20 protein-coding genes are annotated in these 22,652 nt (G+C 69.7%); 8 read left to right on the top strand and 12 right to left on the bottom strand.

Features of this window, described 5'->3' with window-relative positions:
- Positions 1-27: 27 nt before the first annotated feature.
- The 6 genes from IDM40_RS09215 to IDM40_RS09190 all read right to left on the bottom strand — a co-directional run bounded on the left by IDM40_RS09215 (position 28) and on the right by IDM40_RS09190 (position 3,404).
- Positions 28-891, bottom strand: coding sequence for an ABC transporter permease (locus IDM40_RS09215; RefSeq protein ID WP_193121510.1), 864 nt, complete (start codon positions 889-891; stop codon positions 28-30).
- Positions 888-1,724 carry an ABC transporter ATP-binding protein gene (locus tag IDM40_RS09210; protein ID WP_193121509.1) on the bottom strand — a complete coding sequence of 279 codons (837 nt, stop codon included), beginning with the start codon at positions 1,722-1,724 and terminating at the stop codon, positions 888-890. The genes IDM40_RS09215 and IDM40_RS09210 overlap by 4 nt, the downstream gene beginning before the upstream one ends.
- A gap of 220 nt (positions 1,725-1,944) precedes the next feature.
- Complete coding sequence (locus tag IDM40_RS09205; protein WP_193121508.1) at positions 1,945-2,136, bottom strand: DUF397 domain-containing protein; 192 nt, start codon at positions 2,134-2,136, stop codon at positions 1,945-1,947.
- Between the two features lie 36 nt (positions 2,137-2,172).
- Entirely contained in the window at positions 2,173-2,355 is a 183-nt protein-coding gene (locus tag IDM40_RS09200; protein WP_193121507.1) for a DUF397 domain-containing protein, read from the bottom strand.
- A gap of 36 nt (positions 2,356-2,391) precedes the next feature.
- Positions 2,392-2,592 carry a DUF397 domain-containing protein gene (locus IDM40_RS09195; protein WP_193121506.1) on the bottom strand — a complete coding sequence of 67 codons (201 nt, stop codon included), beginning with the start codon at positions 2,590-2,592 and terminating at the stop codon, positions 2,392-2,394.
- Positions 2,589-3,404 carry a helix-turn-helix domain-containing protein gene (locus IDM40_RS09190; RefSeq protein WP_193121505.1) on the bottom strand — a complete coding sequence of 272 codons (816 nt, stop codon included), beginning with the start codon at positions 3,402-3,404 and terminating at the stop codon, positions 2,589-2,591. Before IDM40_RS09190 ends, IDM40_RS09195 begins: the two co-directional genes overlap by 4 nt.
- Before the next feature lie 189 nt (positions 3,405-3,593).
- Between IDM40_RS09190 and IDM40_RS09185 the strand changes: the two genes are divergently transcribed.
- Genes IDM40_RS09185 through IDM40_RS09175 form a run of 3 tightly spaced genes read left to right on the top strand, consistent with a single transcriptional unit; the run spans position 3,594 to position 4,600 of the window.
- Positions 3,594-3,962, top strand: coding sequence for a hypothetical protein (locus IDM40_RS09185; protein WP_193121504.1), 369 nt, complete (start codon positions 3,594-3,596; stop codon positions 3,960-3,962).
- Between the two features lie 15 nt (positions 3,963-3,977).
- The gene (vapB, locus tag IDM40_RS09180) at positions 3,978-4,199 is read left to right on the top strand and encodes a type II toxin-antitoxin system VapB family antitoxin (protein ID WP_193121503.1); all 222 of its coding nucleotides are present in this window, start codon (positions 3,978-3,980) and stop codon (positions 4,197-4,199) included.
- The gene (locus IDM40_RS09175) at positions 4,196-4,600 is read left to right on the top strand and encodes a PIN domain nuclease (RefSeq protein WP_193121502.1); all 405 of its coding nucleotides are present in this window, start codon (positions 4,196-4,198) and stop codon (positions 4,598-4,600) included. The genes vapB and IDM40_RS09175 overlap by 4 nt, the downstream gene beginning before the upstream one ends.
- A 383-nt stretch (positions 4,601-4,983) precedes the next feature.
- On the opposite strand, the gene IDM40_RS09170 is transcribed toward IDM40_RS09175, so the two are convergent.
- The 3 genes from IDM40_RS09170 to IDM40_RS09160 form a co-directional block, all read right to left on the bottom strand.
- Positions 4,984-6,801: an acyl-CoA dehydrogenase gene (locus tag IDM40_RS09170; RefSeq protein WP_193121501.1), complete on the bottom strand. Its 1,818-nt coding sequence runs from the start codon at positions 6,799-6,801 to the stop codon at positions 4,984-4,986.
- A 455-nt stretch (positions 6,802-7,256) separates the two neighbouring features.
- Positions 7,257-8,297, bottom strand: coding sequence for a hypothetical protein (locus IDM40_RS09165; protein ID WP_193121500.1), 1,041 nt, complete (start codon positions 8,295-8,297; stop codon positions 7,257-7,259).
- A 631-nt stretch (positions 8,298-8,928) separates the two neighbouring features.
- On the bottom strand, positions 8,929-9,756 hold the full coding sequence (locus IDM40_RS09160) for an aldo/keto reductase (RefSeq protein WP_193121499.1): 828 nt from the start codon (positions 9,754-9,756) through the stop codon (positions 8,929-8,931).
- A 237-nt stretch (positions 9,757-9,993) separates the two neighbouring features.
- Between IDM40_RS09160 and IDM40_RS09155 the strand changes: the two genes are divergently transcribed.
- The 5 genes from IDM40_RS09155 (at position 9,994) to IDM40_RS09135 (ending at position 15,259) form a co-directional block, all read left to right on the top strand.
- Complete coding sequence (locus IDM40_RS09155; protein WP_193121545.1) at positions 9,994-10,614, top strand: suppressor of fused domain protein; 621 nt, start codon at positions 9,994-9,996, stop codon at positions 10,612-10,614.
- Positions 10,615-10,863: 249 nt separating this feature from the next.
- Positions 10,864-11,586: an NPCBM/NEW2 domain-containing protein gene (locus IDM40_RS09150; RefSeq protein WP_193121498.1), complete on the top strand. Its 723-nt coding sequence runs from the start codon at positions 10,864-10,866 to the stop codon at positions 11,584-11,586.
- 190 nt (positions 11,587-11,776) lie between these two features.
- A complete protein-coding gene (locus IDM40_RS09145; protein ID WP_193121497.1) occupies positions 11,777-13,951 on the top strand; it encodes an acyltransferase family protein in 2,175 nt (724 codons plus the stop codon).
- Positions 13,952-14,116: 165 nt separating this feature from the next.
- Complete coding sequence (locus tag IDM40_RS09140; protein WP_193121496.1) at positions 14,117-14,347, top strand: helix-turn-helix domain-containing protein; 231 nt, start codon at positions 14,117-14,119, stop codon at positions 14,345-14,347.
- A 78-nt stretch (positions 14,348-14,425) separates the two neighbouring features.
- Complete coding sequence (locus IDM40_RS09135; protein WP_328806975.1) at positions 14,426-15,259, top strand: alpha/beta fold hydrolase; 834 nt, start codon at positions 14,426-14,428, stop codon at positions 15,257-15,259.
- 198 nt (positions 15,260-15,457) lie between these two features.
- Here IDM40_RS09135 and IDM40_RS09130 read toward each other — a convergent pair whose 3' ends face one another.
- The 3 genes from IDM40_RS09130 to IDM40_RS09120 all read right to left on the bottom strand — a co-directional run bounded on the left by IDM40_RS09130 (position 15,458) and on the right by IDM40_RS09120 (position 22,652).
- Positions 15,458-16,039, bottom strand: coding sequence for an RloB family protein (locus IDM40_RS09130; protein ID WP_193121494.1), 582 nt, complete (start codon positions 16,037-16,039; stop codon positions 15,458-15,460).
- A 60-nt stretch (positions 16,040-16,099) separates the two neighbouring features.
- On the bottom strand, positions 16,100-17,434 hold the full coding sequence (locus tag IDM40_RS09125) for an AAA family ATPase (protein WP_193121493.1): 1,335 nt from the start codon (positions 17,432-17,434) through the stop codon (positions 16,100-16,102).
- Between the two features lie 133 nt (positions 17,435-17,567).
- Positions 17,568-22,652: a DNA repair ATPase gene (locus IDM40_RS09120; RefSeq protein ID WP_193121492.1), complete on the bottom strand. Its 5,085-nt coding sequence runs from the start codon at positions 22,650-22,652 to the stop codon at positions 17,568-17,570.

Raw genomic sequence — 22,652 nt, 5'->3', positions numbered from 1 at the left:
GCCGTGCGGCGAGTGGTGTGTTCCGGTTCAGCGCTCCTCGCCCTGGTCCCAACGGAACAACCGCACTGCCAATGCGGCGATCAGTGCGGCGGTTCCGGCCACGACCGCGACCGACAACCACACCGGGTGCGTGGACTCCCCGCTCGACCCCAGGCCGATGAGCAGGTCGGCGAAGAAGAACGTGGGAACAACCGACAGGGTGTTCTCCACCGGGTCCGGCAGCAGGCTCAACATCGGGATCAGGCCGCTCAGGAAGAACGGAACGAGCTGAACGAGCGTGGACACGTTCCACGCGGTCTCCGCCGTCGGGAGCAGGCCGCCGAGCAGGTAACCGATCGATCCGAACAGCGCCACACCCAGCAACGCCACCCCGAGCATCGCCGGAGCCTGAGCGACGGGCACGAACCCGAGCGCTGCGCCGACCCCGATGAGCAGGGCGAGCTGGGCCAGCACCAGACCGAGCCGGGCCGGAACGTGCGTGAGTACCAGGCGCGCGCGGCCGACGGGGGTGGTGCCGAGCAGCCGGAGTGTGCCGCGTGCGCGGGCGTCGGCGAGCGAGGCGGCGGTCGCCGACAGGGGCGCCGTCGAGACGGTCAGGAAGACGACGATCGCCATGACGGTCTCGTCGAACCCGCCGCCGGAGGCCGGGGAGGGGAGGAGCACCGCCATGCCGAGGAAGAGCGCGGACAGGCCGAGAGGCAGGATCAGGGAGGTGAAGAACCCGCGGCGCTCGCGCACGAACTCGCGGGTCTGCACGCGCAGGAGCTGGGCGGTCGCGCCGGGGGTGGCGCGGCGCTCGGGGGCGTCGTTGTGCGGGTCGTTGCTCATGGCGGCGGTGCTGCTGCTGGTTCCGGTGCTGCTGACGATGGCGCTGATCGCTTCGGCGCTCATGCTGCCTCCTCCCCGCCCTCGGCGGCGCGGGTGGTCACGGTGCGGAACACGTCGGCGAGCGTGCCGCCGGGTGCGTGCTCCTCGATGAGGCTCTCCGCCGTTCCTTCGGCGGCGACACGGCCGTGGTCGAGCACGCTTATGCGGTCGCACAGGGCAGCCGCTTCCTCCATGGAGTGCGTGGAGAGCAGGACCGTCCCACCGTCGGCGCGGTAGGCGCGCACGGCCTCCCAGAGGTCCTCGCGGGCGTTGGGGTCCAGACCGGTGGAGGGTTCGTCCAGGACCAGGAGGAGGGGGCGGGAGACCAGGGCGGTGCCGACGAGCAGGCGTTGGCGTTGGCCGCCGGAGAGGCGGTGCACGCGTACGTCGCGGGACGCGGTGAGGCCCATGCGTTCGATGACCGCGTCGGGGTCGTCGGGTTCGGGGTGGAAGGAGGCCCACGCCCGCAGGAGTTCGGCGACGGTCTGGTGGTTGAAGACGGCCGCGTGTTGGGGCTGAACGGCGACGGCGCGGCGGATGTGGTCGCGGTCGGCGCGCGGGTCGACGCCGAGGACGCGGACCGTGCCGGCGGTGGGGGCGCGCAGGCCGACGAGGGTTTCGATGGTGGTGGTCTTGCCCGCGCCGTTGGGGCCGAGGAGGCCGTGGATGCTGCCGTGCTCGACGTGCAGGTCGAGGCGGTCGACGGCGGTGGTGGGCTCGCCCTTGCGCGGGGTGTAGCGCTTGACGAAGCCGCGGATCTCGACGGCGAGGTCGGTGTCCGTGGCGTTGGCGGGCGGGTGTGTCGGGTCGTCGCCGGGCGTCCGGTCGGGTGCGGGTGGGTGGTTCGCTGGGGTCATGATTCCACGGTGGCATTGACTTTCCATCTTGGCAAGTGATTGCGGAGGGGGAATCATGTTGCGCCCTGCTCTGCCCCGTCCCGCCGGCCGACCCTGGCTGTCGGGTCGACGGCCGACCCAGGCACGACGAAGCCCCGGACACCTGGCCATGGGTGCCCGGGGCTTCGGAGCGTTGGAAACGTTCGAGGGGTGGGAAGGGGAGGTGGCGGCTCCGTGGGCGTCAGGAGCGGCCCGAACCTTCGTCCTTCAGGTCGGAGACGAAGGTGGTGAATGCTTCGGGGGTGAAGGTGAGGGTTGTGAGGTGGCGGTGTTGGGTGTCGCGCATGTGCACAGCCCGGGACGTCTCGGCGACCTCGACGCAGTCGCCCCCGTGGTTGCCGCTGTAGCTGGACTTGTGCCAGTTCAGTTCCATGGAACCGTCCTTCCCGCTTTCAGGTGAGGCGAGGCCTCAGAGGCGGTCGTCCTTCAGGTCGGAGAGGAGGGTGGTGAATGCTTCGGGGGTGAAGGTGAGGGTTGTGAGGTGGCGGTGTTGGGTGTCGCGCATGTGCACAGCCCGGGACGTCTCGGCGACCTCGACGCAGTCGCCCCCGTGGTTGCCGCTGTAGCTGGACTTGTGCCAGTTCAGTTCCATGGAACCGTCCTTCCCGCTTTCAGGTGAGGCGAGGCCTCAGAGGCGGTCGTCCTTCAGGTCGGAGAGGAGGGTGGTGAATGCTTCGGGGGTGAAGGTGAGGGTTGTGAGGTGGCGGTGTTGGGTGTCGCGCATGTGCACGGCCCGGGACGTCTCGGCGACCTCGACGCAGTTCCCGCCCTGGTTGCCGCTGTAGCTGGACTTGTGCCAGGGAAGGCCGTCGGGCAGGTTCGCGCTCATAGGTCTCCAATCGAGGTGGTGATGAGTTCGGCGGACTCCTCCGGCGAGAGTGCCAGGCCAACCAAGGCGCTCATCCTCTGGTCGCATTTTGCCACCTCCGTTGCGTCAGAGATGATGTGACCTCCTCCGGGACGCTCCACGTAGAGGACCTTCTCCCGGGCTCCCATCTCCAGCACCTCGAAAGCGCCGTCCATGGCCGCGTGGACTCCATTGGCAAAGGGGAGAACTTGGACCCGAACGTGTGGTCGTTGGGAGATCTCCAGGAGGTATTTGAGCTGTTCAGCCATGGCGCTGCGACCGCCAACGGGTCGACGGACGACTGACTCTTCCAAAACCGCCCACAACAAGGGCGGGTTGTCCCGGTCCAAGATTTTCTGCCGCTCCAGGCGGGCTGAGAGCTGGCGTTCCACGTCGTCTGCCTTGGGAGGGGGCCAGCCGGCGCTGAGCACAGCACGCGCGTACGCTTCGGTCTGGAAGAGTCCGGGGACGACCTGGACTTCGAACGCGCGCAGACTGATCGCCTCGGCCTCGAGCTCCACGAAGGGTCGGAACCAGTCGGGATAACTCTCGCGATTGATAAGCGGCCAGAGCTCGTTGAGGACACCGCCGGCGTCGAGTTGTTCATCGCAACCCAGGATGAACTTCTCCGTCGGAATGCGTTTCGCGTTCTCGACATAACCCACCATCGCACCCGTGTATCCGATGCGCTTGCCGAGTTGGTCTTGCGTCAGACCTTTCTCGTTGCGTAGGCGCTTGACCTGATTCGCGAAGTACTGCACGACCGGGGATGACACGGGGGGTGACTCGCTCATGCGGATCCCAACGCTCTCAACAGGGACAACAGCCATGTCCGGGAAACAACCCGAGGCGACAGGGCCACAACAGAAATCCTCTTCGTATGGTCAACGATAAACGCCGGGCCTGAGGCTTGACCCATGCTCACCGAAACTGGCGGCCGCTCGGCCGGATCCGGAGACCGACGGAACCACGGCATTCGTGACATGCCCCGACCCAACTCGGAGGACGCGGACCACGTCCGTGTCCTCACCCGCAAGGAAGCCGCACGTGACCTCATCGTCTGCCTCAAGACCCGGGGCATGCGCTTCGAGCTCGACGTTCCGCGCCTCCTGATCACCGCGAAACTCGACCACGCCGCTCAAGCTGTGGTGCTCCGTGGTGTGGCGGCCGACGCACGCTGGTGCATGGTCTGGGAGGCCGAGGGCTCCGGCGGGGGTCCTGGCTGGGACTCGGCCGAGGCCCCCGGCGAGGACCCCGGCCCGACGATCGAACCCGTGCTCCCGATCGGCCAGGAATGGGAACTCTCCCGACGCCTCCTCGCCATCCTCGAACTCGGCCGGCTCAAGCTCTGAAGAGGGACAAAAACCATGACCGATGTCCTGATCCGCGACGTCTCCGACCACGCCCTCTGCGTGCTCGCCGTCGCCGCCTCCAGCCGGGGCCTGTCCCGCTCCGAGTTCCTGCGCCGCGTCCTCGAGAACACCGCGCGCACCGCAGGGGCGACCGTCACGGTGGCCGACCTCGAAGCCGTCTCCGAAGCCTTTGCCGACCTGGAGGATCCCGGCGCGATGGAGTGGGCGTGGGAATGACCTGGCTGATCGACAAGTCCGCGTTCGTACGCACGGCTTCCAGTCCGGACGCCGGGGAATGGGCGACGCGCATCGAACGCGGGCTCGTTCGGGTGTCCACGACCACCCTGTTGCAGCTCGGGGCCTCCTCGAGATCGGGGCACCAGCTCCGGTCGTTCCTCGAGCGCCCTCCTCTGTCGGTCATGCCGGTCGAGAACCAGACCCCGGTGAGCGAGAGCCGTGCGTTGGAGATCCAAGCGACCTTGGCCGACAGGGGGCACCACCGGTCTCCGAGCGTCCCTGACCTCCTCATTGCTGCCGTAGCTGAAGTGGCCGGCTTGACCGTGCTTCACCTGGACAAGGATTTCGAGCTGATCGCCGAGGTCACCGGCCAACCCGTGGAACGGTTGCGCATCACCTGAAGAGGAAGCGGCGCCGGGGGGAGGCCGGGTCCCGGGTGTCAGAGGGAGCCCGGACAGACGAAGGGCGCCCCCACTCCCGCCGAGAGTGGAGGCGCCCCGTGTGTGCGTATCGAGGCCTTCCCCAGCCTCGAAGCGAACACGTGTACGAACATATCAGTTCCCGGCCTGGTCAGGAACCACCCGGGCCACCTGATCGGCGTCTGAGCCGAACGGGCCGGCGGGCCATCTGAGACAGGACCGGGCGTCCGGGCCGGACCGGCCGGGCGCCAGACACCGCCGGACACCCGCCCCCGGACACGACGAAGGGCGGGGCGGTCCACCGGACCACCCCGCCCCAGGCGGAGAGTGTGCGCCGTGAGGGCGCTCCTCGAACCCTCGAACCCTTAGAACGCGCTCTCGGGCACGTCCATGAGGTCGTTGGTGACACCCTCGGCGATCTTGCGCTCGGCGGCGATGCGCGGCAGGAACTGCTCGGTGAAGAAGCGCGCGGCGGCGATCTTGCCGGTGTAGAAGTCCTGGTCCGCACCCTCGGCACCGTCGATGCTGTTGAGGGCCACCTCGGCCTGGCGCAGCAGCAGCCAGGACAGCACCACGTCACCGAAGGCCATGAGCAGGCGGGTCGCGTTCTGGCCCACCTTGTACAGCTCACGCTGGTCCTCGGCGGCGCCCATCGTGTGGCCGACCATGAGCTCGACGATCTTCTCGACGTGCTCGATGCCCTCCAGGAGCTGCTTGCGCTCCTCCTTCAGCTGGCCGTTGCCGGCCTCGGAGTTCGCGAACTCCTTGATCTCGCCGGCGAGCTGACCGATGGCCGCGCCGCCGTTCTTGACGATCTTGCGGAAGAAGAAGTCCTGCGCCTGGATCGCGGTCGTGCCCTCGTACAGGGTGTCGATCTTGGCGTCGCGGATGTACTGCTCGATCGGGTACTCCTGCAGGAACCCGGAGCCGCCCAGGGTCTGCAGGGACTCGGCGAGCAGCGCGTAGGAACGCTCCGAACCCACACCCTTGACGATCGGCAGGAGCAGGTCGTTCATCGCCTCCTTGCCGGAGACGTCCTCACCCTTGGCCTCACCGATCTGGATCTCGTCCTGCTGGACGGCGGTGTAGAGCACCAGGGCGCGCATGGCCTCGACGTAGGACTTCTGCGTCATGAGGCTGCGGCGCACGTCGGGGTGGCGGGTGATGGCGACCTTCGGGTCTTTCTTGGAACCGGCGAGGTCGTTGCCCTGCTTGCGCTCCTTGGCGTACTCGAGCGCGTTGAGGTAACCGGTCGAGAGCGTCGCGATGGCCTTCGTGCCGACCATCATGCGGGCGTACTCGATGACCAGGAACATCTGGCGGATGCCGTCGTGCTTGTCACCGACCAGGTAACCCACGGCCGGGTGGTCCTCGCCGAAGGTCAGCTCACACGTGGTGGAGGCCTTCAGACCCATCTTGTGCTCGACGTTGGTGACGTAGGCGCCGTTGCGCTCGCCGAGGGAGCCGTCCTCGTTCACCAGGAACTTCGGCACCAGGTACAGCGACAGGCCCTTGGTGCCGGGGCCGGCGCCCTCGGGGCGCGCGAGCACCAGGTGGAAGATGTTCTCGGTCATGTCCTGCTCGGCCGAGGTGATGAAGCGCTTGACACCCTCGATGTGCCAGGTGCCGTCACCCTGGTCGGTGGCCTTCGTGCGGCCCGCGCCGACGTCGGAGCCCGCGTCCGGCTCGGTCAGCACCATGGTGGCGCCCCAGCCGCGCTCGATGGCGAGCTTGGCGAACTCCTTCTGCTTCTCGTTGCCCTCGGCGTGGAGGATGCTCGCGAAGCCCGGGCCGGCCGAGTACATGTGGATGGAGGGGTTGGAACCCAGGATGAGCTCGGCGGCCGACCAGACCAGCGAGCGGGGGGCGCCGAGGCCGTCCAGCTCCGTGGGGAGGTCGAGGTTGTACCAGCCGGCGTCCATGTAGGCCTGGTAGGACTTCTTGATGCTCTCGGGCATCTGGACCGTCTTGGTCTTGGGGTCGAAGACCGGGGGGTTGCGGTCGCCGTCCTCGAAGGACTCGGCGAGCACGCCGGTCGCGAGGCGGTTGACCTCGTCGAGGATGGTACGGGCGGTCTCCTCGTCGAGGTCCTCGAAGGGGCCCTGGCCCAGCACGTCCTGGCGGCGGAACACCTCGAAGAGGTTGAACTCGATGTCCCGCAGGTTGCTCTTGTAATGCGTCATGGACAGCTCCGCTGTGTCCCTGGCCGCGGTGTCTGTACACGCGGATCTACCGACTAGTAACAAGTCAATGTTACTGCCGAGTAGCGCAGAACGCCAGTAGGGATACGGGACTCTGTCCCACGGGACAGGGTCGTTCGGCGAACACGCAGCTCAGGGGGTTCGGCGGTCGGTGGTGGGGGAGGGGCCGCGGGGGCGGACCGGGGCGGATGGGGCGGTGATGGAGGGCCCGCGCGGGCGGTGCGAGGGGGTCGGGTGCGCGGTGGGTTCCGAGCGGAGCGGTGGGTTCTGAACGGGGTGGGGTGTTCCGAGGGGGAAGGAAGGGCCGCCGGCGGCCACGAGGGGCGAGCACGCCGGCGGCCCGGGTCCGGGGCGCCCGGGAGGGAGCGCCCCGGGGTGCGGGGAGGACGTGGAGGCCGGGGGCGGAGCCGGTGCCGGGCCGTCCGCCCTCGTCGGCGTCAGCAGGCGCCGCGGCCCTCGGTCGTGTCGCACAGGCCCTGGTCGTCGGTCCAGGTCAAGGAGTCACGAGCATCACCGCCGAACGGCCGGGTCACCGTGACGTCCGTGCCGTGGCCGGAGTCCTCGCCCAGGAAGACCCGCACCTCCTGGGTGCTTTCGCCCGAGTCGTCGCGCAGCACGTAGAACGGGTGCGGAAGCGGGGAACGGCCCGCGTCCGGGGCCGTCCACCAGTCCGCGCCCTGCACGTCGGCGATGTCCACGAACAGGCAGTCGTAGGTTCCGCCGTCGAACTCGCAGGTGCGCGGCTGGGCGCCCCCGTAGCGGTCCACGTCGGGGTCGGCGGTGATGCCGTCGTTGAACCCGCGCCAGTAGGCGGTCTCGCAGTCGCCCTCGGAGCAGGCGTTCCAGTCGCTCCAGGAGCTCGCGCGGGCCGTGGGTGCATCGGAGCCGCCGTTGAGCGAGTCGCAGTACTTGTCGACGATGTACGGCACGACCACATCGGACACCCAGTGGCTGTCGATGGCCTCACCCGCGGTGTTGTTGCTGCCGAAGCCGGCGGAGTCCATCTGCCACAGGCCCACGCCCGGGTTGAAGAACAGGCCGTCGCGGCCGGCGGGGTCGTACAGGCCCTCCTGGTTGTCGAAGCGGGACAGCGTCATGGGCGAGGGCGTGGCCATCTCGCCGGTGACGATCTCCGGCCAGATCGGGGCGACCGACAGGGCGGTGGCCTCCTCGGCGGAGATGCCGCACGAGGCCGATCCGGCGGCCTCCGCGGCGGCGTCCTCGACGGCGGACAGGGCCTCGGCGCCGAAGGTCAGGGGGCCGGGCGGGATCTCGGCGTTCTCGAGGGAGGCCTCCTCGGCGAGGCGGTCCTCCGTGGCGCGGTCGGCGGGGGCGGGCGCGGTTGCGGTCGCGGCGCCGACCGGGTCGTCGTCGGGCGTTCCGGCTGCGTGCGCGGACTGGGGGAGGGTGACGGCCAGGGCGGCCGCGGCCAGCACGGCGGTCACGCGCCGCACTCGGCCGGGGGTGGATCCGGGCATGGGGGTACTGCCTCTCCTACGAAACCGAGCGGGGATCTCGGGACAGGAACTTTCACCCGGGAGGGCGAAGTTGGAGGAAAGCTACAAGTGCGGGCAAGCCCGGACAAGGGTGACCGCGGGGCGGTAGCAAAGGTCTGTCCCGGAAGGCAGGACCCCGTTCGGGGCGGGGGAAGGGCAGCGGCGGGGCGAGGGAGATGTGTCCGTGCGGGCAGGGCCGGGTTCCGGGGTGAGGGAGGTCAGGGGCGCGAGGTGACAGAGGGCTGTCGCGGGGGACAGGACGCGGTTCCCGTGTGGGTGGCGGGGAGATGGAGGCGTCGGGAGACGTGTCCTGGTGCGTGGACCCTGCCTGCGCCGCCAGGAAGGTCTGGCGTGGGGGAAAGGAAAGGCTGTCCCCGCGGTCGGGGCCCGGTTCCGATGTGTACGCCGGGCCCCGACGGACGGGGTGTGTGGGCTTGCTGGGGTGGCTGGTGTGGTTGGGACGGTCGGGCTGAACGAGTCAGCCGGGCCGGATGGGACGGTCGGGTCGGACGAGTCAGCTGCGCCGTTCACGTCAGCCGGGCCGGATGGGCTCACTGGGCCGATCGAGCCGGACGGGACGCCGGGGCCGACGGGGCCGAACGGGTCGGCCGCCTCAGATGACCTCCAGCGGGGTGGGACGGTCCGGAGCCGGGAACCGGTCGTCCAACTCCGCCAGATCCTCCCCGGTGAGCGTGATGTCGAGCGCCCCGCGGTTGAGTTCCACGTGCTCGGGGCGGCTCGCCTTCGGGATCGCGCACAGGCCCTCGCCCGCGAGCACCCACGCGATCGCGATCTGGGCGGGCGTGGCGCCGTGGCGTTCGGCGATCTCGGCCAGCACCGGGTCCTTCAACAGCCGGCCCTGCTCGATCGGGGAGTAGGCCATCACCGGAACGCCCTGCTCGCGGCACCACGGGATGAGGTCGTACTCAGGGCCGCGCCGGGTCAGGTTGAACAGGATCTGGTCGGCCGCACAGTCGCGTGCGCCGTCGACGCCCCAGAGTTCCTGCATGTCGTCGGTGTCGAGGTTGCTCACCCCGAAGTCGCGGATCTTGCCGGCGTCGCGCAGTTCGATCAGCGCCGACACCGTCTCCGCCAACGGGACCCCGCCCCGCCAGTGCAGCAGGAACAGGTCGAGGTGGTCGGTGCGCGTGCGGCGCAGACTGCGTTCGCACGCCTCGATCGTGCCCGTGTACGAGGAGTTGCTCGGCAGGACCTTGCTCACCAGGAACACCTCGTCCCGGCGGCCCTGGATCGCCTCGCCCACGACCACCTCGGAGTCGGCGTACATCTCCGCGGTGTCGATCAGGCCCAGGCCCAGGTCGAGCCCGTGCCGCAGTGCCGCGACCTCCGAGTCGCGTTTGGAGTCGTCCTCGCCCATGCCCCACGTTCCCTGTCCCAGCACCGGCAACTCGGCGCCCGACGGCAGTCGTAGACCTCTCATGACACAGCCTCCTCTTCCGGTGTTCGTGACCTCTCTGATGTGCTGTCGCCACTGGGGTCCCCATCGAAACAACCGGGGGAGGGGCGGGGCGGGCGTCGGCGTCGGGCTCCGGTGCCGGGCGGACGCGTCGGTGAGCACCGGCGGCGGCCAGGCGGTGAGCGCCGGGCGGACCGGGCGCCTCCCCGGCGCTCCTATCCTCGAACAGGACGAACGACGACGCGGAGGGGCGTGGACGCGATGCTGGAGCTGCTGCCGGGGCTCACCCGGATCTACGAGGAGTGGGCGGAGAAGTACCCGGACGTGCAGCCCCTCACCATCCAGTTCCCCGCGCGCGAGAGCGACGGCGAGGGTCAGGACAAGGGCGGGCTCGACGGGGTGCTCGCGTACCCGCTGGAGGGGCACTGGCTGCTGGTGACGTTCGGCCTCACCGAGCTGGGGGAGAAGACGAGCGAGGAGCCGCGGGTGTCGGGCTCCGGGTTCGAGTTCTCCTGCCGGATCCCGCGCGGGCCGGAGGAGACGGCGGTTCCCGCGTGGATCCTGCGTGTGCTGCACGCCGTCGCCGACAACTTCCTCGCCGGGACCGACCTCGACGTGGGGCACTGGATCCTGACGCCGTCCCCGCTGGGCGGTGAGCACGCGAACGGGGACATGACCTCGCTCGCGATCGTGCCGGACGTCGACATCGCCCACATCACCACGCCGAACGGGATCGTGCTGTTCTTCCAGCTCGTCGGGTTGATGTCCGGTGAGGGACAGGACGTGCAGGAGGCAGGGACGTCGTCGCCGCTGATCGCGGTGTTGCGCGACCGCGACCCGAAGCTGATCTCGGACCCCGCGCGCGAGGCCGTGCGGCTCTGACGCCGTTTCCACACACCTGTGCGGACCTGTGTCCTGCACCCTCAGGATGAAAAAGACTCAGCGTCCCTTCTCGGAGACTGTTCGAACGCAGAAAGTATTCTGAGGAATGCATAAAATGTCTTGACTCTGGGTAAGGCAGGGAAAAATTTCACTGATGTTTGCGCTTGGCGGCGCTGAAGGTGATCGGCCCCCATGCGGAGTGGCTCGTTCTGCTGGGCTCCGCAGAACCCGAAACTCGGAGGATGGAAGTTGTTCGAGTACTGGAGGAATGCCAATGCGGCTCTGAAATGGACCATCCTCGGTTCAGTCTGTGCCGGACTCAGCGTGATCGTCGGCTGCCTGGCCCTTCCTCCCGCTTACCTCCAAGTGACAGATCAGGGTACGCCTTCGCCGAGCCCCGGCTCAGGCGCCACAGAATCCTCCACTCCGGCTGACGACATGGTCTCTTCCCCTCCGGCGTCGCCGAGTCCTGCCCCCTCGGAAGCAACGCCGTCCGAATCCCCGACCTCGCCCGGCCCGGATGACCAGGACGCAGAGATCGATCTTGATGGGTTCGAGGAACAGGAAGAAATGTTCGGGTGGGGTCCTGCGGATCACAATGTTCAATTCTTGGGAAGTAGAATTGATTGGGAGGGTGCAACCGTCAACGCCACGGATTATCCGGATTCCCTCGTCTTCGCCGACGGGGTATGTGGAACAAATGACCTGTGGGCCGAATTCGATTTGTCCAGGGAATGGTCGGCTCTTGAAGTGGCCATCGGCCTCGGAGATGAGTCGCAGTCCGGAGAAACTGTTTCGTTCGAGATCATCGGCGACGATGAGCGGTTGGCGCGCAGCTCAGCCGCGCTGGGTGAGTCCGAGACACTGGTCATCGATGTGGAGGACGTTCTGAGGATCAGGTTCTCCGCAGACGGCCCCAGCTCGTGCCAGGACATCCAAGCAGTCTGGGGTGACCCCGTCCTCTACCGCTGATACGGCAATGACATCCTCTGGAGTCGGCGAATCCGTTACCGGTGCTGCAATCAAGAGCCGAGGCCGGCCCCGGTAGCGGAGGCCGTAGAACTCGTGTGACCCGCGGGGAAGTACAGGTTCGCCGGGTGGTGGGACGGGTGTAGGCCCGCGTATCCCGGGACGTCACCGAGCGCCTCCACCATGAGCGGGCATGACCGCCCTCTCCTCACCGCAGCAGGGCCTGTCCACATCCGGGCACCGAACCGGTTCGGGCGCCGCGCGGGACCACACCGCCCGGGCCGGTGACGGACACCGGCCCGAGATCGACGGGCTCCGTGCCGTCGCCGTCCTCCTCGTCGCGAGCTACCACATCTGGTTCGGCCGGGTCTCCGGCGGCGTGGACGTCTTCCTCCTGCTCACCGGGTTCCTCATCACCGGGTCGCTGGTGCGGGCGTGCGAGCGCGGAGGGCGCGGAGCGCCCGGTGGGCCCGCAGGGCCCGCAGGGCTGGGCGGGATCCGGTACGGCGCCTTCCTCAGCCGGTTGGCCGTCCGGCTCGTACCGACCGCGGTCCTGGTCATCGCCGTCACCCTCGTCGGCGCGCGCCTCCTACTCCCCGAGACCGCGTGGCAGGACGCCACCGGGCAGGCGATCGCGTCCGCGCTGTACCACCTGAACTGGCAGCTCGCCCTCGACTCCGCCGACTACCTGGCGCGCGACGAGTCGACCAGCGCGTTCCAGCACTTCTGGTCGCTGTCGATCCAGGGGCAGTTCTACCTGTTGTGGCCGCTGGTGATCGGCGCGGCCGTGTGGTGGGCGACCCGCGGAGCTGCGGGACCCGCGGAGACCGACCGCGGACCCGGCATCCGCCGGACGGTCGCCTTCGCCCTCGCCGGCGTGCTCGCGCTCTCCCTCGCCTACTCCGTGTACATCACCCGCGCCGACCAGCCCTGGGCCTACTTCGACACCGGCGCCCGGCTGTGGGAGTTCGCGCTCGGCGGCCTGCTCGCAATCGCCCTCCCGTGGCTGAACCCGCCGCGCGCCCTGCGCCTGCTGCTGGGGTGGGGCGGGCTCGCGGCGCTCGTGCTCTGCGGTGTCGTGCTCCAGGTGTCCACCGCCTTCCCCGGATACGCGGCGCTGTGGCCCACGCTCGCCGCGGTCGCGATCGTGGTCGCCGGTACCACCGGATCGCCGTGGGGCGCCGACCGGATCCTGACCCTGCGTCCCATGCGGTACCTGGGCTCCATCTCCTACGCCCTGTACCTGTGGCACTGGCCGGTGCTGGTCTTCTACCTGGCCGCGACCGAACGCACCCTGGCGAGCCCGCTCGGCGGCGCGGCGGTCCTGGCCCTGTCCGTGGCGCTGGCGGCGGCGACCACACCCCTCTCCGACCGGATCGCCGACTTCGGCAAGCGCGGCCGAACCGTGCGCGGGCCCGCCCTCGCGCTGGCCTGCCTCCTCCCGCTCCTGCTCACCGCCGGCACGTGGACGGCGCGCATGGACGCCGAACAGCGCCACCTGGAGGAACAGGTCGCCGACACCGAGCGCTACCCCGGCGCGCTCGCCCTCACCGACGGCCGGAGCGACCACGGCGAGTACCCCGACCCCGTCCACCCCGACCCCGCGAACGCCGCCGACGACCTCCCCGTGACCTACGACGACGGCTGCAACCAGGACACCGCCGGGACCGAGGTCATCGTGTGCGAGTACGGCGCCGACGACCCCGAACGCACGATCGCGCTGGTCGGAGGTTCGCACGCCGCGCACTGGTTCCCCGCGCTCGAGGAGATCGCCGAGGACCGCGGGTGGCGCTTGCTCAACATCGTCAAGGGCGCGTGCCTGTTCACCGACGCCCCGCAGACCTACAAGGGCGATCCCTACACCGCGTGCGCCGAGTGGAACGACGGGGTCATGGCCGAGCTCGCCGAACTGCGACCCGACGCGGTCTTCACCACCGGCACCACCACCAGCCACGACACCTCCGCCGGTTACGGGGAGGAGCAGGTCGTGGAGGGGTACCCGGAACGCTGGCGGGAGCTGGGCGAGCTCGGGATCGAGGTCGTCGCGGTGCGGGACACCCCGAGGCCCGGGTTCGACGTGCCCGAGTGCCTCGCCGGGGCCGGGTCCGGGGCCGGAGATGCCGGGACCGACGAGTGCACGTCCGAACGCACGGACTCCATGACCGACACCTCGCCCCTGGAAGCCGTCGACCTTCCCGGCCACGTGAGCACCCTCGACCTCACCGACCGGTTCTGCGAATCGGGGGTGTGCCGTCCGGTCGTCGGCAACGTGCTCGTGCACTGGGACGACGGCCACGTCACCGCCTCGTACATGCGCACCCTCGTCCCCGTCCTCGAGGAGCGCCTCCTCGCCGCCACCGGGTGGTGACCGAGCACCGGAACGTGCCGCAGGGGATCACGCCCGCGCCGATCTGCCCGTAGGAAAAACCCGTGCCGAGGGGCCTCTGCGCTGGTACAACGAGGACACCCCGGGCGGCGCGTGCGGGCCGGACCGGGCCGGCGACGACACCGGAGGCGTGCGAGGAGGAGGCCGATGGGCACGAGCCTGGAAGACATGTTGGCCGGACGGCCCGTCGACCGCGAAGCGGTGGACGCCCACAAGGAACGCATGCTCGAGCAGGTCCGCGCGTACCGCCTGCGCGAGCTCCGGGAAGCTGCGGAACCCACCCAGGTGCAGCTCGCCGAGCGCCTCCACGTGAGCCAGAACCGTGTGTCGCGGATCGAGCACGGGGACCTGGCGCGTGACGCGTGGGGCGGTGGGTAGCTCTCCGGCACGACACCATGCGTGGCAGAACCGGGGGCGACGATGGGATCCGATGAACGCTTGATTCGGCTCGGTGACGTGGAGATCTGTACCGAGTCCTTCGGGGAGGCCGAACATCCGCCGATCCTGTTGATCGCCGGGAACGAGGCGTCGATGGACTGGTGGGAGGACGGGTTCTGCGAGCGCCTCGCCGACGCAGGGCGCTACGTCGTCCGTTACGACAGCAGGGACACCGGGCGCTCGACACGGTTCCCCGTCGGCGACCCCGGATACTCCGGCGACGCGCTCGTCCACGACGCGGTCGGTGTGCTGGACGGCCTGGGGCTGTCCCGCGCCCACATCGTCGGGATCTCCTCGGGCGGAGGCATCGCCCAGTACCTCGGCGTGTGGAACCCCGACCGGGTCGCTTCGCTGACGCTGATGTCCACGACACCCGCGAGCCCGGAGGAGCGCCACCCGCACCTGCCGCCACCCGCCGACACCGTGCAGCAGTTGTTCGCCGCACCCCCGCCCGGGCCCGACTGGGGTGACCGTGAGTCGGTGATCGCGTACATGGTCGCCATGGAGCACGTCTTCGCCGGCGGCGCCCCCGTCGACCCGGCCCGGCTCCGGCAGGTCGTGACCCGGGCCATGGAACGCGGCGGAGACATGGCCTCCGCGGCCAACCACTGGTTGGTCGGCGGGACACCCCTGGGGGACCGGCTCGGCGAGATCACCGCACCCACCCTCGTGCTCCACGGCAGGGAGGACCCGCTCTTCCTGTACCAACACGCGGAAGCCCTCGCGTCCGAGATCCCCGGTGCCCGCCTGCACCTGGTTCCCGGCGTGGGCCACCAGCACCCGCCGCCGGAGCGGTGGGAAGAGGTCGTCACCGCGATCGCCGCGCACACCGACCCCGGCCGGGAACGGTGATCTCGGCCCTCGCAGCTCCGGCTCCGGGGGCACGACACCCACGTCATGACGTCAGTACGGCACCAAGCCTGGATGAGGCGGCCCTCGCCGACCGGAGGAGACCGTTCCGCACGAACGTTCGCGCGATGCCGGCGCCGTGGCAACCACCCCGGTGCGCATCATGCCCGAGCCGCCCCCGGAGGAGCGATCGCGCGGCCCTCACGCGTAGTGCTCGCGCAGCCGGTCGACGAGGAGGTGCACATCGGTCCACGGGTAGTCGCCGTAGTCGTCGGCCCGGGTCTTGGCTGCTTGCCGACACGCGCGGTCCAGTCCGTCCACGAAGTCACCGAAATCCGTGCCGGGTTTGTCCCGCCGGTTCCGGAACCCCTTGTCCCACGTGGGCACGGTCTTCTTCAGGAGCCGGTAACTGTCTTCGGCCTCATGACACCCGCTCAGCCGACCGCGTTCGACATGGTGGAGCAGCAACCAGACCTCGAAGGACGGATGGGAGACAGCGCTGAGCAGGGAGGTGTCGGACTGCCCTTTCCCTGCTTCGGCAAGCTCGTTGCGAGTCTGCGTCACGTTCGCGCCCTCGGTGTCGAAGACGACCCAGATCTCCGAGTACCCCTGTGAAACGAGGGCTCTGGCCTGCTGGGCCATCTTTCGCGCGGCCGTCCGTTCGGCCGTGTCGACCTTGGGTTCCGGTGAGTGGATCCCGCGTCCGTCGTCCGGACGCTGTTGGCGCAGGTGTCGGCGCAGTCCCTCGAAGTAGGCCTCTTCGGTCTCGCCTTCACACAGCACGAGGACCGCTCTTGCCTCAGGCAGATGCTTGGGGCGTCGGCCGGAACTGCGCCTTCCCATCTACGGGGTCTCCTCGTCTCGGGGGGATCGGGCCTGCGGGCCGCGGGGGCGGAGGGCTTCGAGGAACGCTGCCTCGTCGAGGTGGGGGACGCCGCCGTAACGGCCCACGAGGTAGCGGCGGTCCCGGTTCTCCTCGTCGGCGCTCTCGAAACTGGAGACGGGGTAGAGCGACGTCGCGCCGCTGCTGTCCTTCTCCGTCAGCCAGATCTCGTCGGAGGCCAGGACCTCGTGGCCGTGGATGCGCCCCAAGAGGTTGGTGTCATGGCTGGTGAAGACGAGCTGCGCGCCGTACGGGTTGTTCTCCGGTGTGTTGAAGAGCTTGATGAGCGCACCCGACAGCGAGCTGTGCAGGCTGGTGTCGAACTCGTCCACGACCAGGGTTCCCCCGTGTTCGAGGGCCTGGAGCACGGCCAGCCCGAGGGAGAGGATCGCGCGGGTCCCTGACGACTCGGCACTGAGATCCAGGGGATAAGTGTCCGTCCTACCGCGGTGTCTGAAGTGCACGCGGCCGGTTCGCGCAGATCCGGGCAGAAGGTCGGCCGCTTCCGAACCGTAGGACTCGAGCAGGGTGAGTTGCCGTTCGGCCACTTCGTTGCGTGTGAACTCGTACCCGTCGATTCCGGTGTCCGCGGACGCTGCGAGGGAGGAAAGCCGTTCGAGGAGCCGCGGTTCGATACGCGTCAGTGTCCGCGACAGCTCGGGGGAAACCTGGCCCCAGTTGCTGAGTCGCCTGAGGAACCACTTCCGCACTTCCCGAAGGGCCTCGGCGGCGCTCGAACGGAATGCGGCCGGCTGTGCGTTGGCCAGGACCCCGATGAGGAGCACGTTGTGCTCCACGTTCAGCACATCGGTCAACTCGGGTGCGTCGGTCTCGGCGGTCCCGTAGGAGAAGGACTGTCCCTCGCGCTCGAAGACCACCTCTTCCGTGCCGTCCGGTGTGTAGAGGTAGAGCCATTCCTCGACGACCTCGGTGCCGGTGACCCCGAAGCCGTAGGTGTAGCGGTGCCCGCCCAACAGGAGATCGACGGTGAAGGAGGAGGGTTCGTCGGCGTGGACGGGGTCCAGGAGGAAGGGCTCCCGTGGGATCTGTTCGATCTCGCCGAACAGGTCCGAGCGTTGGTCGTAGTGTCCCGAGACCATGCGTGCCATGAACGACAAAGCGTCCACCAGGGCGGTCTTCCCGGACGCGTTCGCGCCGAAGATCCCCGCCACGTGCAGCGGCTTCGTCCGTGACGGCACCGGGTACCCGTCGTGTTCCTCGTCGGCGGGGAGGAGCAGGAGTTCCTGCTCGTCGCGCAGCGACCGGTGGTTCGCCACCCGAAAGCCCAACAGCATTCTGTCTCCCGACCAGCCGACACGTACGCCATGACGTCAGTACGGCACCAACCCTAGAGGACGGAGGTGCGGCGGTTCGGGGAACCCCGGCGGCCGGCGCCAGGGCAACGGAACCCGGCGCCGGCCGCGGGGGTCACTGCTCGGCGGCGCGGTCGATGGCGGTGCCGATCTCACCGACGCGGTCGGCGAGCAGGCCCATCGCACCCACGGCACGCGTGAGCGGGTCGTCGTCGGCGCCGCCGAGGGCGCGGCCGCGGCGGAACCCCTCCTTGATCTCCCGCCACCGCTGCTCCTGCTCGGCGTCCAGGGTCCCGCGCAGCTCCGCGAGCTTGAGCAGGTTGGCCTCGGCGCCCGAGGTCAGGGTCTGCGCCTCGCCGAGGTAGTGGTCGTCGATGGCGGCCTCGACCTCTGCGTCGTTCATGACCGGCACGACCTTCTCCGCGAGCCGGTTCATGTTGCGGTACGACCCCTGCAGCTGGAACGGCGGTTCGGTGCGCGCGTCCTCCGACTGCGCGGCCGAGGCGATGTAGGCCTGGTTGTTGGCCAGCACCACCTCCTGCACGCGCAGCAGCTTGCGCAGCACCGACACGATCCGCTCCACCTCCGCGGCGGAGTAGGGGTGCTCCAGCTGGTCCGTGCCGACCGACTCGTCCCCGCGGGCCATGCGCACGAACGTGTACACGTCCTCACGGGAGCGCGTCGACAGCGGCGCCAGGGTGGGGTTGGAGGTCAGCGCGTTCTCGATGTAACTGAGCGCGAAGAGGTCCTCCTTGCCCGAGAGCACGTCGCCGAGGTTGTAGACGTCGGCGCGGTTGGCGAGCATGTCCGGGATCCGGAACCGCTTGCCCTGCTCGGTGTAGGGGTTACCGGCCATGCACACCGCGAACCGCTTCCCGCGCAGGTCGTAGGTGCGCGTGCGGCCCTCCCACACGCCTTCCATGCGGCGCTGCCCGTCGCACAGCGAGATGAACTTCTGCAGCAGCTCGGGGCTGGTGTGCTGGATGTCGTCCAGATACAGCATCGTGTTGCTGCCCATCTCCAGCGCGAAGGAGATCTTCTCGACCTCCTGGCGGGAGGTGGCGTCCGGCGCGTCCGCGGGGTCCAGCGAGGTCACCGTGTGCCCGAGCGCGGGCCCGTTGACCTTGACGAACACCAGACCCAGGCGGCCCGCGACGTACTCCATGAGGGTGGTCTTGCCGTACCCGGGCGGGGAGATGAGCAGCAGGAGCCCGCTCTGGTCGGTGCGCTTGCCGTCGCCCGCGGCCCCCACCTGCTTGGCGAGGTTGTCGCCGATCAACGGCAGGTACGACTCGTCCAGCAGCCGGTTGCGCACGAACCCGCTCATCACCTTGGGCTTGTACTCCTCCAGCCGCAGGCGCTCGCGTTCGGCCGCAACGAACTCGTTCCGGCGGCGCTGGAACTCCCGGTAGGCGGGGGCGTCCTCGGCCCGGAACCGGCGGGTGCGCGGGAGGATCTCGTCCAAGCGCACCTCCAGCGACCGGTCCCGTACACGCGGGTGCGACCCCAGCATCCCGGTCACGGTCTCGGCGACCGCCGCCGACGACTCGTACCGGTCCACACGGGTGCCGGCCAGCTCGATCGCGGCGGCCTCCGGCAACGCACCCGGTTCGACCTCCTTCTGGGTGTCGGCGAAGGCCTCCAACCACGCCGTCACCAGCTGGTACCGGGCCGCGAGGTCGCCCTCGAGCGCGCGCAGGTCGTCCGCGAACGCCTTCCGGGTGGTCTCGCGGGAACCCCCGAGCGCACGGTGGAACCGGTCCAGGAGCGTGCGCGCCGGCGCCCCCGACACGAACCCGCGCTCGGACGCGGAGTCGGCGGCCAGCTCCTCGAACAGGTACTCGCCCACCAGGTCCAGGTCGGTCCCGGGCAGCAGGCCGGTGTCGGTGAGGAAGGTGTCGACCGCCTCGGCGAGCTCCGTGTGCAGGTCACCGATGGCCGATGAGCGCCGCGCCCCGAACACCTCCCGCGCCCGCGCGAGCGAGGCCGCGCGCGTGCGCCAGGCCCGTTGGTCGGTCTCCTCGGCGCCGAAGGCCCAGAACACCTGCGCCGCGGCCCGCACCGGGCCGGGGTAGCGCAGCAGCCCGGCGCCGGACCGCAGCCGCAGCAGGGCCGACAGGATCAGCGCGGCGTCGTGGTCGTGCACGCCGCGCTCGTACCCCTCGTCGTAGCGTTCCTCGGCGACCCGGCGCACGAGTGACAGCAGGGAGTCCCCGTTGTCGGCGTGCACCTCGGCCTCGTGCAGGGCCTCGAGCGTGAGGCCGTCGGTCGCCCGGTCCCCGCCGGTCGTCCTGTCCCCGCCACCCGACCGCGAACCGCTCGCCGTACCGCCGTCCTCGGCGGCGGCCAGGATCGACGTGGCCAGGTACTCCGACCGGTACACGTCGTCGCTCTCGGAGACCAGCAGCCGGTTCCACAGGTGCCGGGTCCGCCGGAACGCCTCGTCGGTGACCGGCGCCCGGAAGTCCGTGCCCGTGATCGCGACCGCCATCTCCCCATCGTGCGGGGTGAGGGTGAGGTCGATGGGCTGGGTGTTGACGGCGAAGCGGTGCTGCCCGAACCGGATCGTCTCCCCGCCGGGGCCACCCTCGACCAGGTCGGCCCGGTCGCGCAGGGCCCGCCCGGCCTCCTGCCGGGCAGCGAGGATCCGCCCCTCCAGCTCCTCGGCGCGCACGCTGTCGCCGAGCTCGCGCATCTCCTCGACCGTGCGGCGCAGGCGCTGCACCATCGCGTCGGAGGCGAAGTAGGTGTTGATGTCCTCCAGCGTCTCCAGCGAGGACACCCGCCGGTGCACACCCTCCAGCACCCGTTCGGCCGACGCGGACAGCCGGTCGGCGCGGCGGGCCCGGGCGTCCACCAGCGACTGCTTGCGGGTGGAGAACGCCTCGTAGACGTCCTCGCGTTTGTCGGCGAGCTCGCCCAGGAACTCGTCGAACTCGGCGAAGCGCGACTCCAGGTTCTCCAGTTGGAGCATGATGCGGCCGAGCTGCTCGTCGCACGCGTCGGGGGTGTCGGCCCCGGCCAGCGCCCCCGTGATGGCCTGCCCCAGCAGCGCGAACTCGGCCGCGAACTCGGCCCGGCCCTCCCGCGACAGCAGCTCCTTGCGCCGCGAGTCGAGGGTGGCGCGGGCCCGGTTGACGCCGGCCATGACCTCGCTGACCCGCTCCAGGATCCTGGTGCGCACCTGGGCGTCGCCGATGTCCAGCGAGCCGACGACCTCGGTGACCACCTGCAGGCCCTCGGTCTGCTCGGCGATGCGCTCGCCCACCGCGGTGGCCGCCGAGACCGCTTCGATGGACTCGGCGTCGGAGACGAGCCGTTCGACCTCCGCGTGGTAACCGTCGAAGGCGTCCTCTCGCTCGAGGAACGCCACCGTGCGCTTTCCTGCGGCGGTGATCTCCTCCGCGACGTTCTCGTCGAGGGTGTCGAGCCGGTCGGTGTCGACGTACCGCATCTCGCGCAGGGTGGCGGCCTGCCCCTGGGCGCGCCGCAGCTCGGTCAGGCGCCGCACCCACCCCTCCGCGGAACGCGGTGCCTCGCCCCGGGAGGTGCGGATCAGCCGGGTCAGTTTCTCCTCGGTCTCGGCGAGGGTGTCGGCGGCCTGCTGTGTGAGGGCCTGGACGGTCTCGTACTCCTCCAACACCCGCTCGGCCGTGCCGCGCACCTGCTGCAAGGGTGTGGCGAGGTCGCAGAGGGCCTCGTCGCCGAGCCAGTGGAACTGGTCCGAGACCCGCCGGCACGCGCGGATGATGCCCTCGAAGACCTCCACGGACGGTTCCATGTCCTCGGCCATCCGCGCCACCGACAGCGACTCGGAGATCCCGCGCACCAGCTCGGCGTTGCCGACCCGCTCCAGGGGACCGCTGCCGACGGGCTGCGCGGCGGCGTAGACGTCGGACACGTACGGGGTGCGCCACACCTGCATCGGGTGCACCCGCGTGGGTTCGCCGTCCGAGCCGCGGAACACCGTCATGGTCCCGTCGTCGAACAGCGAGTACCCGTGGCAGACGATCGGGGTGGCGACCTCCTTGCGGATCGTGTTGTACGACAGCAGCAGGCTGCGGCCGTCCTCGCCCGAGTGGAAGACGTACAGCACGTCCTCGCCGTTGGGGGAGCGCACCGCCGCCTCGAAGTCCAGGTCGGTGACGTCGGTGTCGAACGTGTGCGACACCCCGGTCGACAGGTAGTAGCCGCCCGGGAAGACGATGCCCTGGTCGTCGGGCAGCCGGCGGCAGGCGCGGCCGATCCCGTCGAGGCGCTCGACCCCCTTGGTGCGGGTGTTGAACACCAGGTGGCGCCACCGCGACTCGTTGTAGGGGCGGATGCGCAGCAGGATCAGCGACCCGGCGCGGGCGTAGTACACGTCGGCGTCGGCGAGGCTCTGCAACGGCTCGTCGACGGGTTCGGCGTAGATGCCCTCGCCGACCTCGGTGTTGTTCTCGACCTTGATGGTGAGGTCGCCGCCGACGGTCTCCACGAACAACTCGTCCAGGACCGAGATGTGCGGGTGGCGACCCAGCACGTGGTCCTCGCGGGTGGTCTCCACCCACGTGACGTCGTGGGCGTCGCCGAAGACGTGGTCGCGTTCGCCGCGGTCGTCGAGGTAGGAGATCTCCCCCTCGGGCGTGACCGACCACCGCAGCACCCGCACGTCCTCCGAACGCGGGCCCGTGCGGAACACCGCGAGCAGCCGGTCCTCGATGCGGCGCAGTCGCTGCAGGCGGGCGTCCCGGTAGTAGCGGTACAGCTGCGTGAAGCCCTGCCGGAACCGTTCGTCGTCGAGCAGCCCCGGCACGGAGCCCTCGGCCGCGTCGGTGAAGGCGAAGGAGTCGCCGTCGTGTTCGTAGCGGTGCAGCGAGAACACGTCCGAGACCCGGGTGTCGCGCTGCATGCCCAGGTAGACGTTGTAGCCGAACAGGATCAGGTCGCCGTCGGCTTCGGCGCCCACCGAACGCCCCACGCTCACGATGTCCTGCGGTACACAGTTGTGCTCGGTGCGGATGCGTTCGGTGCCGAGCAGGCTCAGCTCGGTTCCGCCGAACACGTCCAGGCGCCGGGTGTTGAGTTCCTCGGTGCGCCGGGCCAGGTCGCCGGTCTGCTCCAGCAGCCGGGCGCGGAGCACCTCGTAGGTGCCCGCGTCCAGCGACTGTGCGTCCTCGGCTCCCGGCCCGGGGCCCCCGTTCTCGTCGGCCTCGGTCAC

The organism is Nocardiopsis coralli (assembly GCF_014892575.1).
Lineage (GTDB): Bacteria > Actinomycetota > Actinomycetes > Streptosporangiales > Streptosporangiaceae > Nocardiopsis > Nocardiopsis coralli.
This window is presented reverse-complemented; position numbering and strand designations above follow the sequence as displayed.

What these genes read in the sequence shown, in the direction of transcription:
- IDM40_RS09215 (WP_193121510.1), bottom strand. Translation starts at nt 891, where the DNA reads ATGAGCGCCGAAGCGATCAGCGCCATCGTCAGCAGCACCGGAACCAGC.
- IDM40_RS09210 (WP_193121509.1), bottom strand. Translation starts at nt 1,724, where the DNA reads ATGACCCCAGCGAACCACCCACCCGCACCCGACCGGACGCCCGGCGAC.
- IDM40_RS09205 (WP_193121508.1), bottom strand. Translation starts at nt 2,136, where the DNA reads ATGGAACTGAACTGGCACAAGTCCAGCTACAGCGGCAACCACGGGGGC.
- IDM40_RS09200 (WP_193121507.1), bottom strand. Translation starts at nt 2,355, where the DNA reads ATGGAACTGAACTGGCACAAGTCCAGCTACAGCGGCAACCACGGGGGC.
- IDM40_RS09195 (WP_193121506.1), bottom strand. Translation starts at nt 2,592, where the DNA reads ATGAGCGCGAACCTGCCCGACGGCCTTCCCTGGCACAAGTCCAGCTAC.
- IDM40_RS09190 (WP_193121505.1), bottom strand. Translation starts at nt 3,404, where the DNA reads ATGAGCGAGTCACCCCCCGTGTCATCCCCGGTCGTGCAGTACTTCGCG.
- IDM40_RS09185 (WP_193121504.1), top strand. Translation starts at nt 3,594, where the DNA reads ATGCCCCGACCCAACTCGGAGGACGCGGACCACGTCCGTGTCCTCACC.
- vapB (WP_193121503.1), top strand. Translation starts at nt 3,978, where the DNA reads ATGACCGATGTCCTGATCCGCGACGTCTCCGACCACGCCCTCTGCGTG.
- IDM40_RS09175 (WP_193121502.1), top strand. Translation starts at nt 4,196, where the DNA reads ATGACCTGGCTGATCGACAAGTCCGCGTTCGTACGCACGGCTTCCAGT.
- IDM40_RS09170 (WP_193121501.1), bottom strand. Translation starts at nt 6,801, where the DNA reads ATGACGCATTACAAGAGCAACCTGCGGGACATCGAGTTCAACCTCTTC.
- IDM40_RS09165 (WP_193121500.1), bottom strand. Translation starts at nt 8,297, where the DNA reads ATGCCCGGATCCACCCCCGGCCGAGTGCGGCGCGTGACCGCCGTGCTG.
- IDM40_RS09160 (WP_193121499.1), bottom strand. Translation starts at nt 9,756, where the DNA reads ATGAGAGGTCTACGACTGCCGTCGGGCGCCGAGTTGCCGGTGCTGGGA.
- IDM40_RS09155 (WP_193121545.1), top strand. Translation starts at nt 9,994, where the DNA reads ATGCTGGAGCTGCTGCCGGGGCTCACCCGGATCTACGAGGAGTGGGCG.
- IDM40_RS09145 (WP_193121497.1), top strand. Translation starts at nt 11,777, where the DNA reads ATGACCGCCCTCTCCTCACCGCAGCAGGGCCTGTCCACATCCGGGCAC.
- IDM40_RS09140 (WP_193121496.1), top strand. Translation starts at nt 14,117, where the DNA reads ATGGGCACGAGCCTGGAAGACATGTTGGCCGGACGGCCCGTCGACCGC.
- IDM40_RS09125 (WP_193121493.1), bottom strand. Translation starts at nt 17,434, where the DNA reads ATGCTGTTGGGCTTTCGGGTGGCGAACCACCGGTCGCTGCGCGACGAG.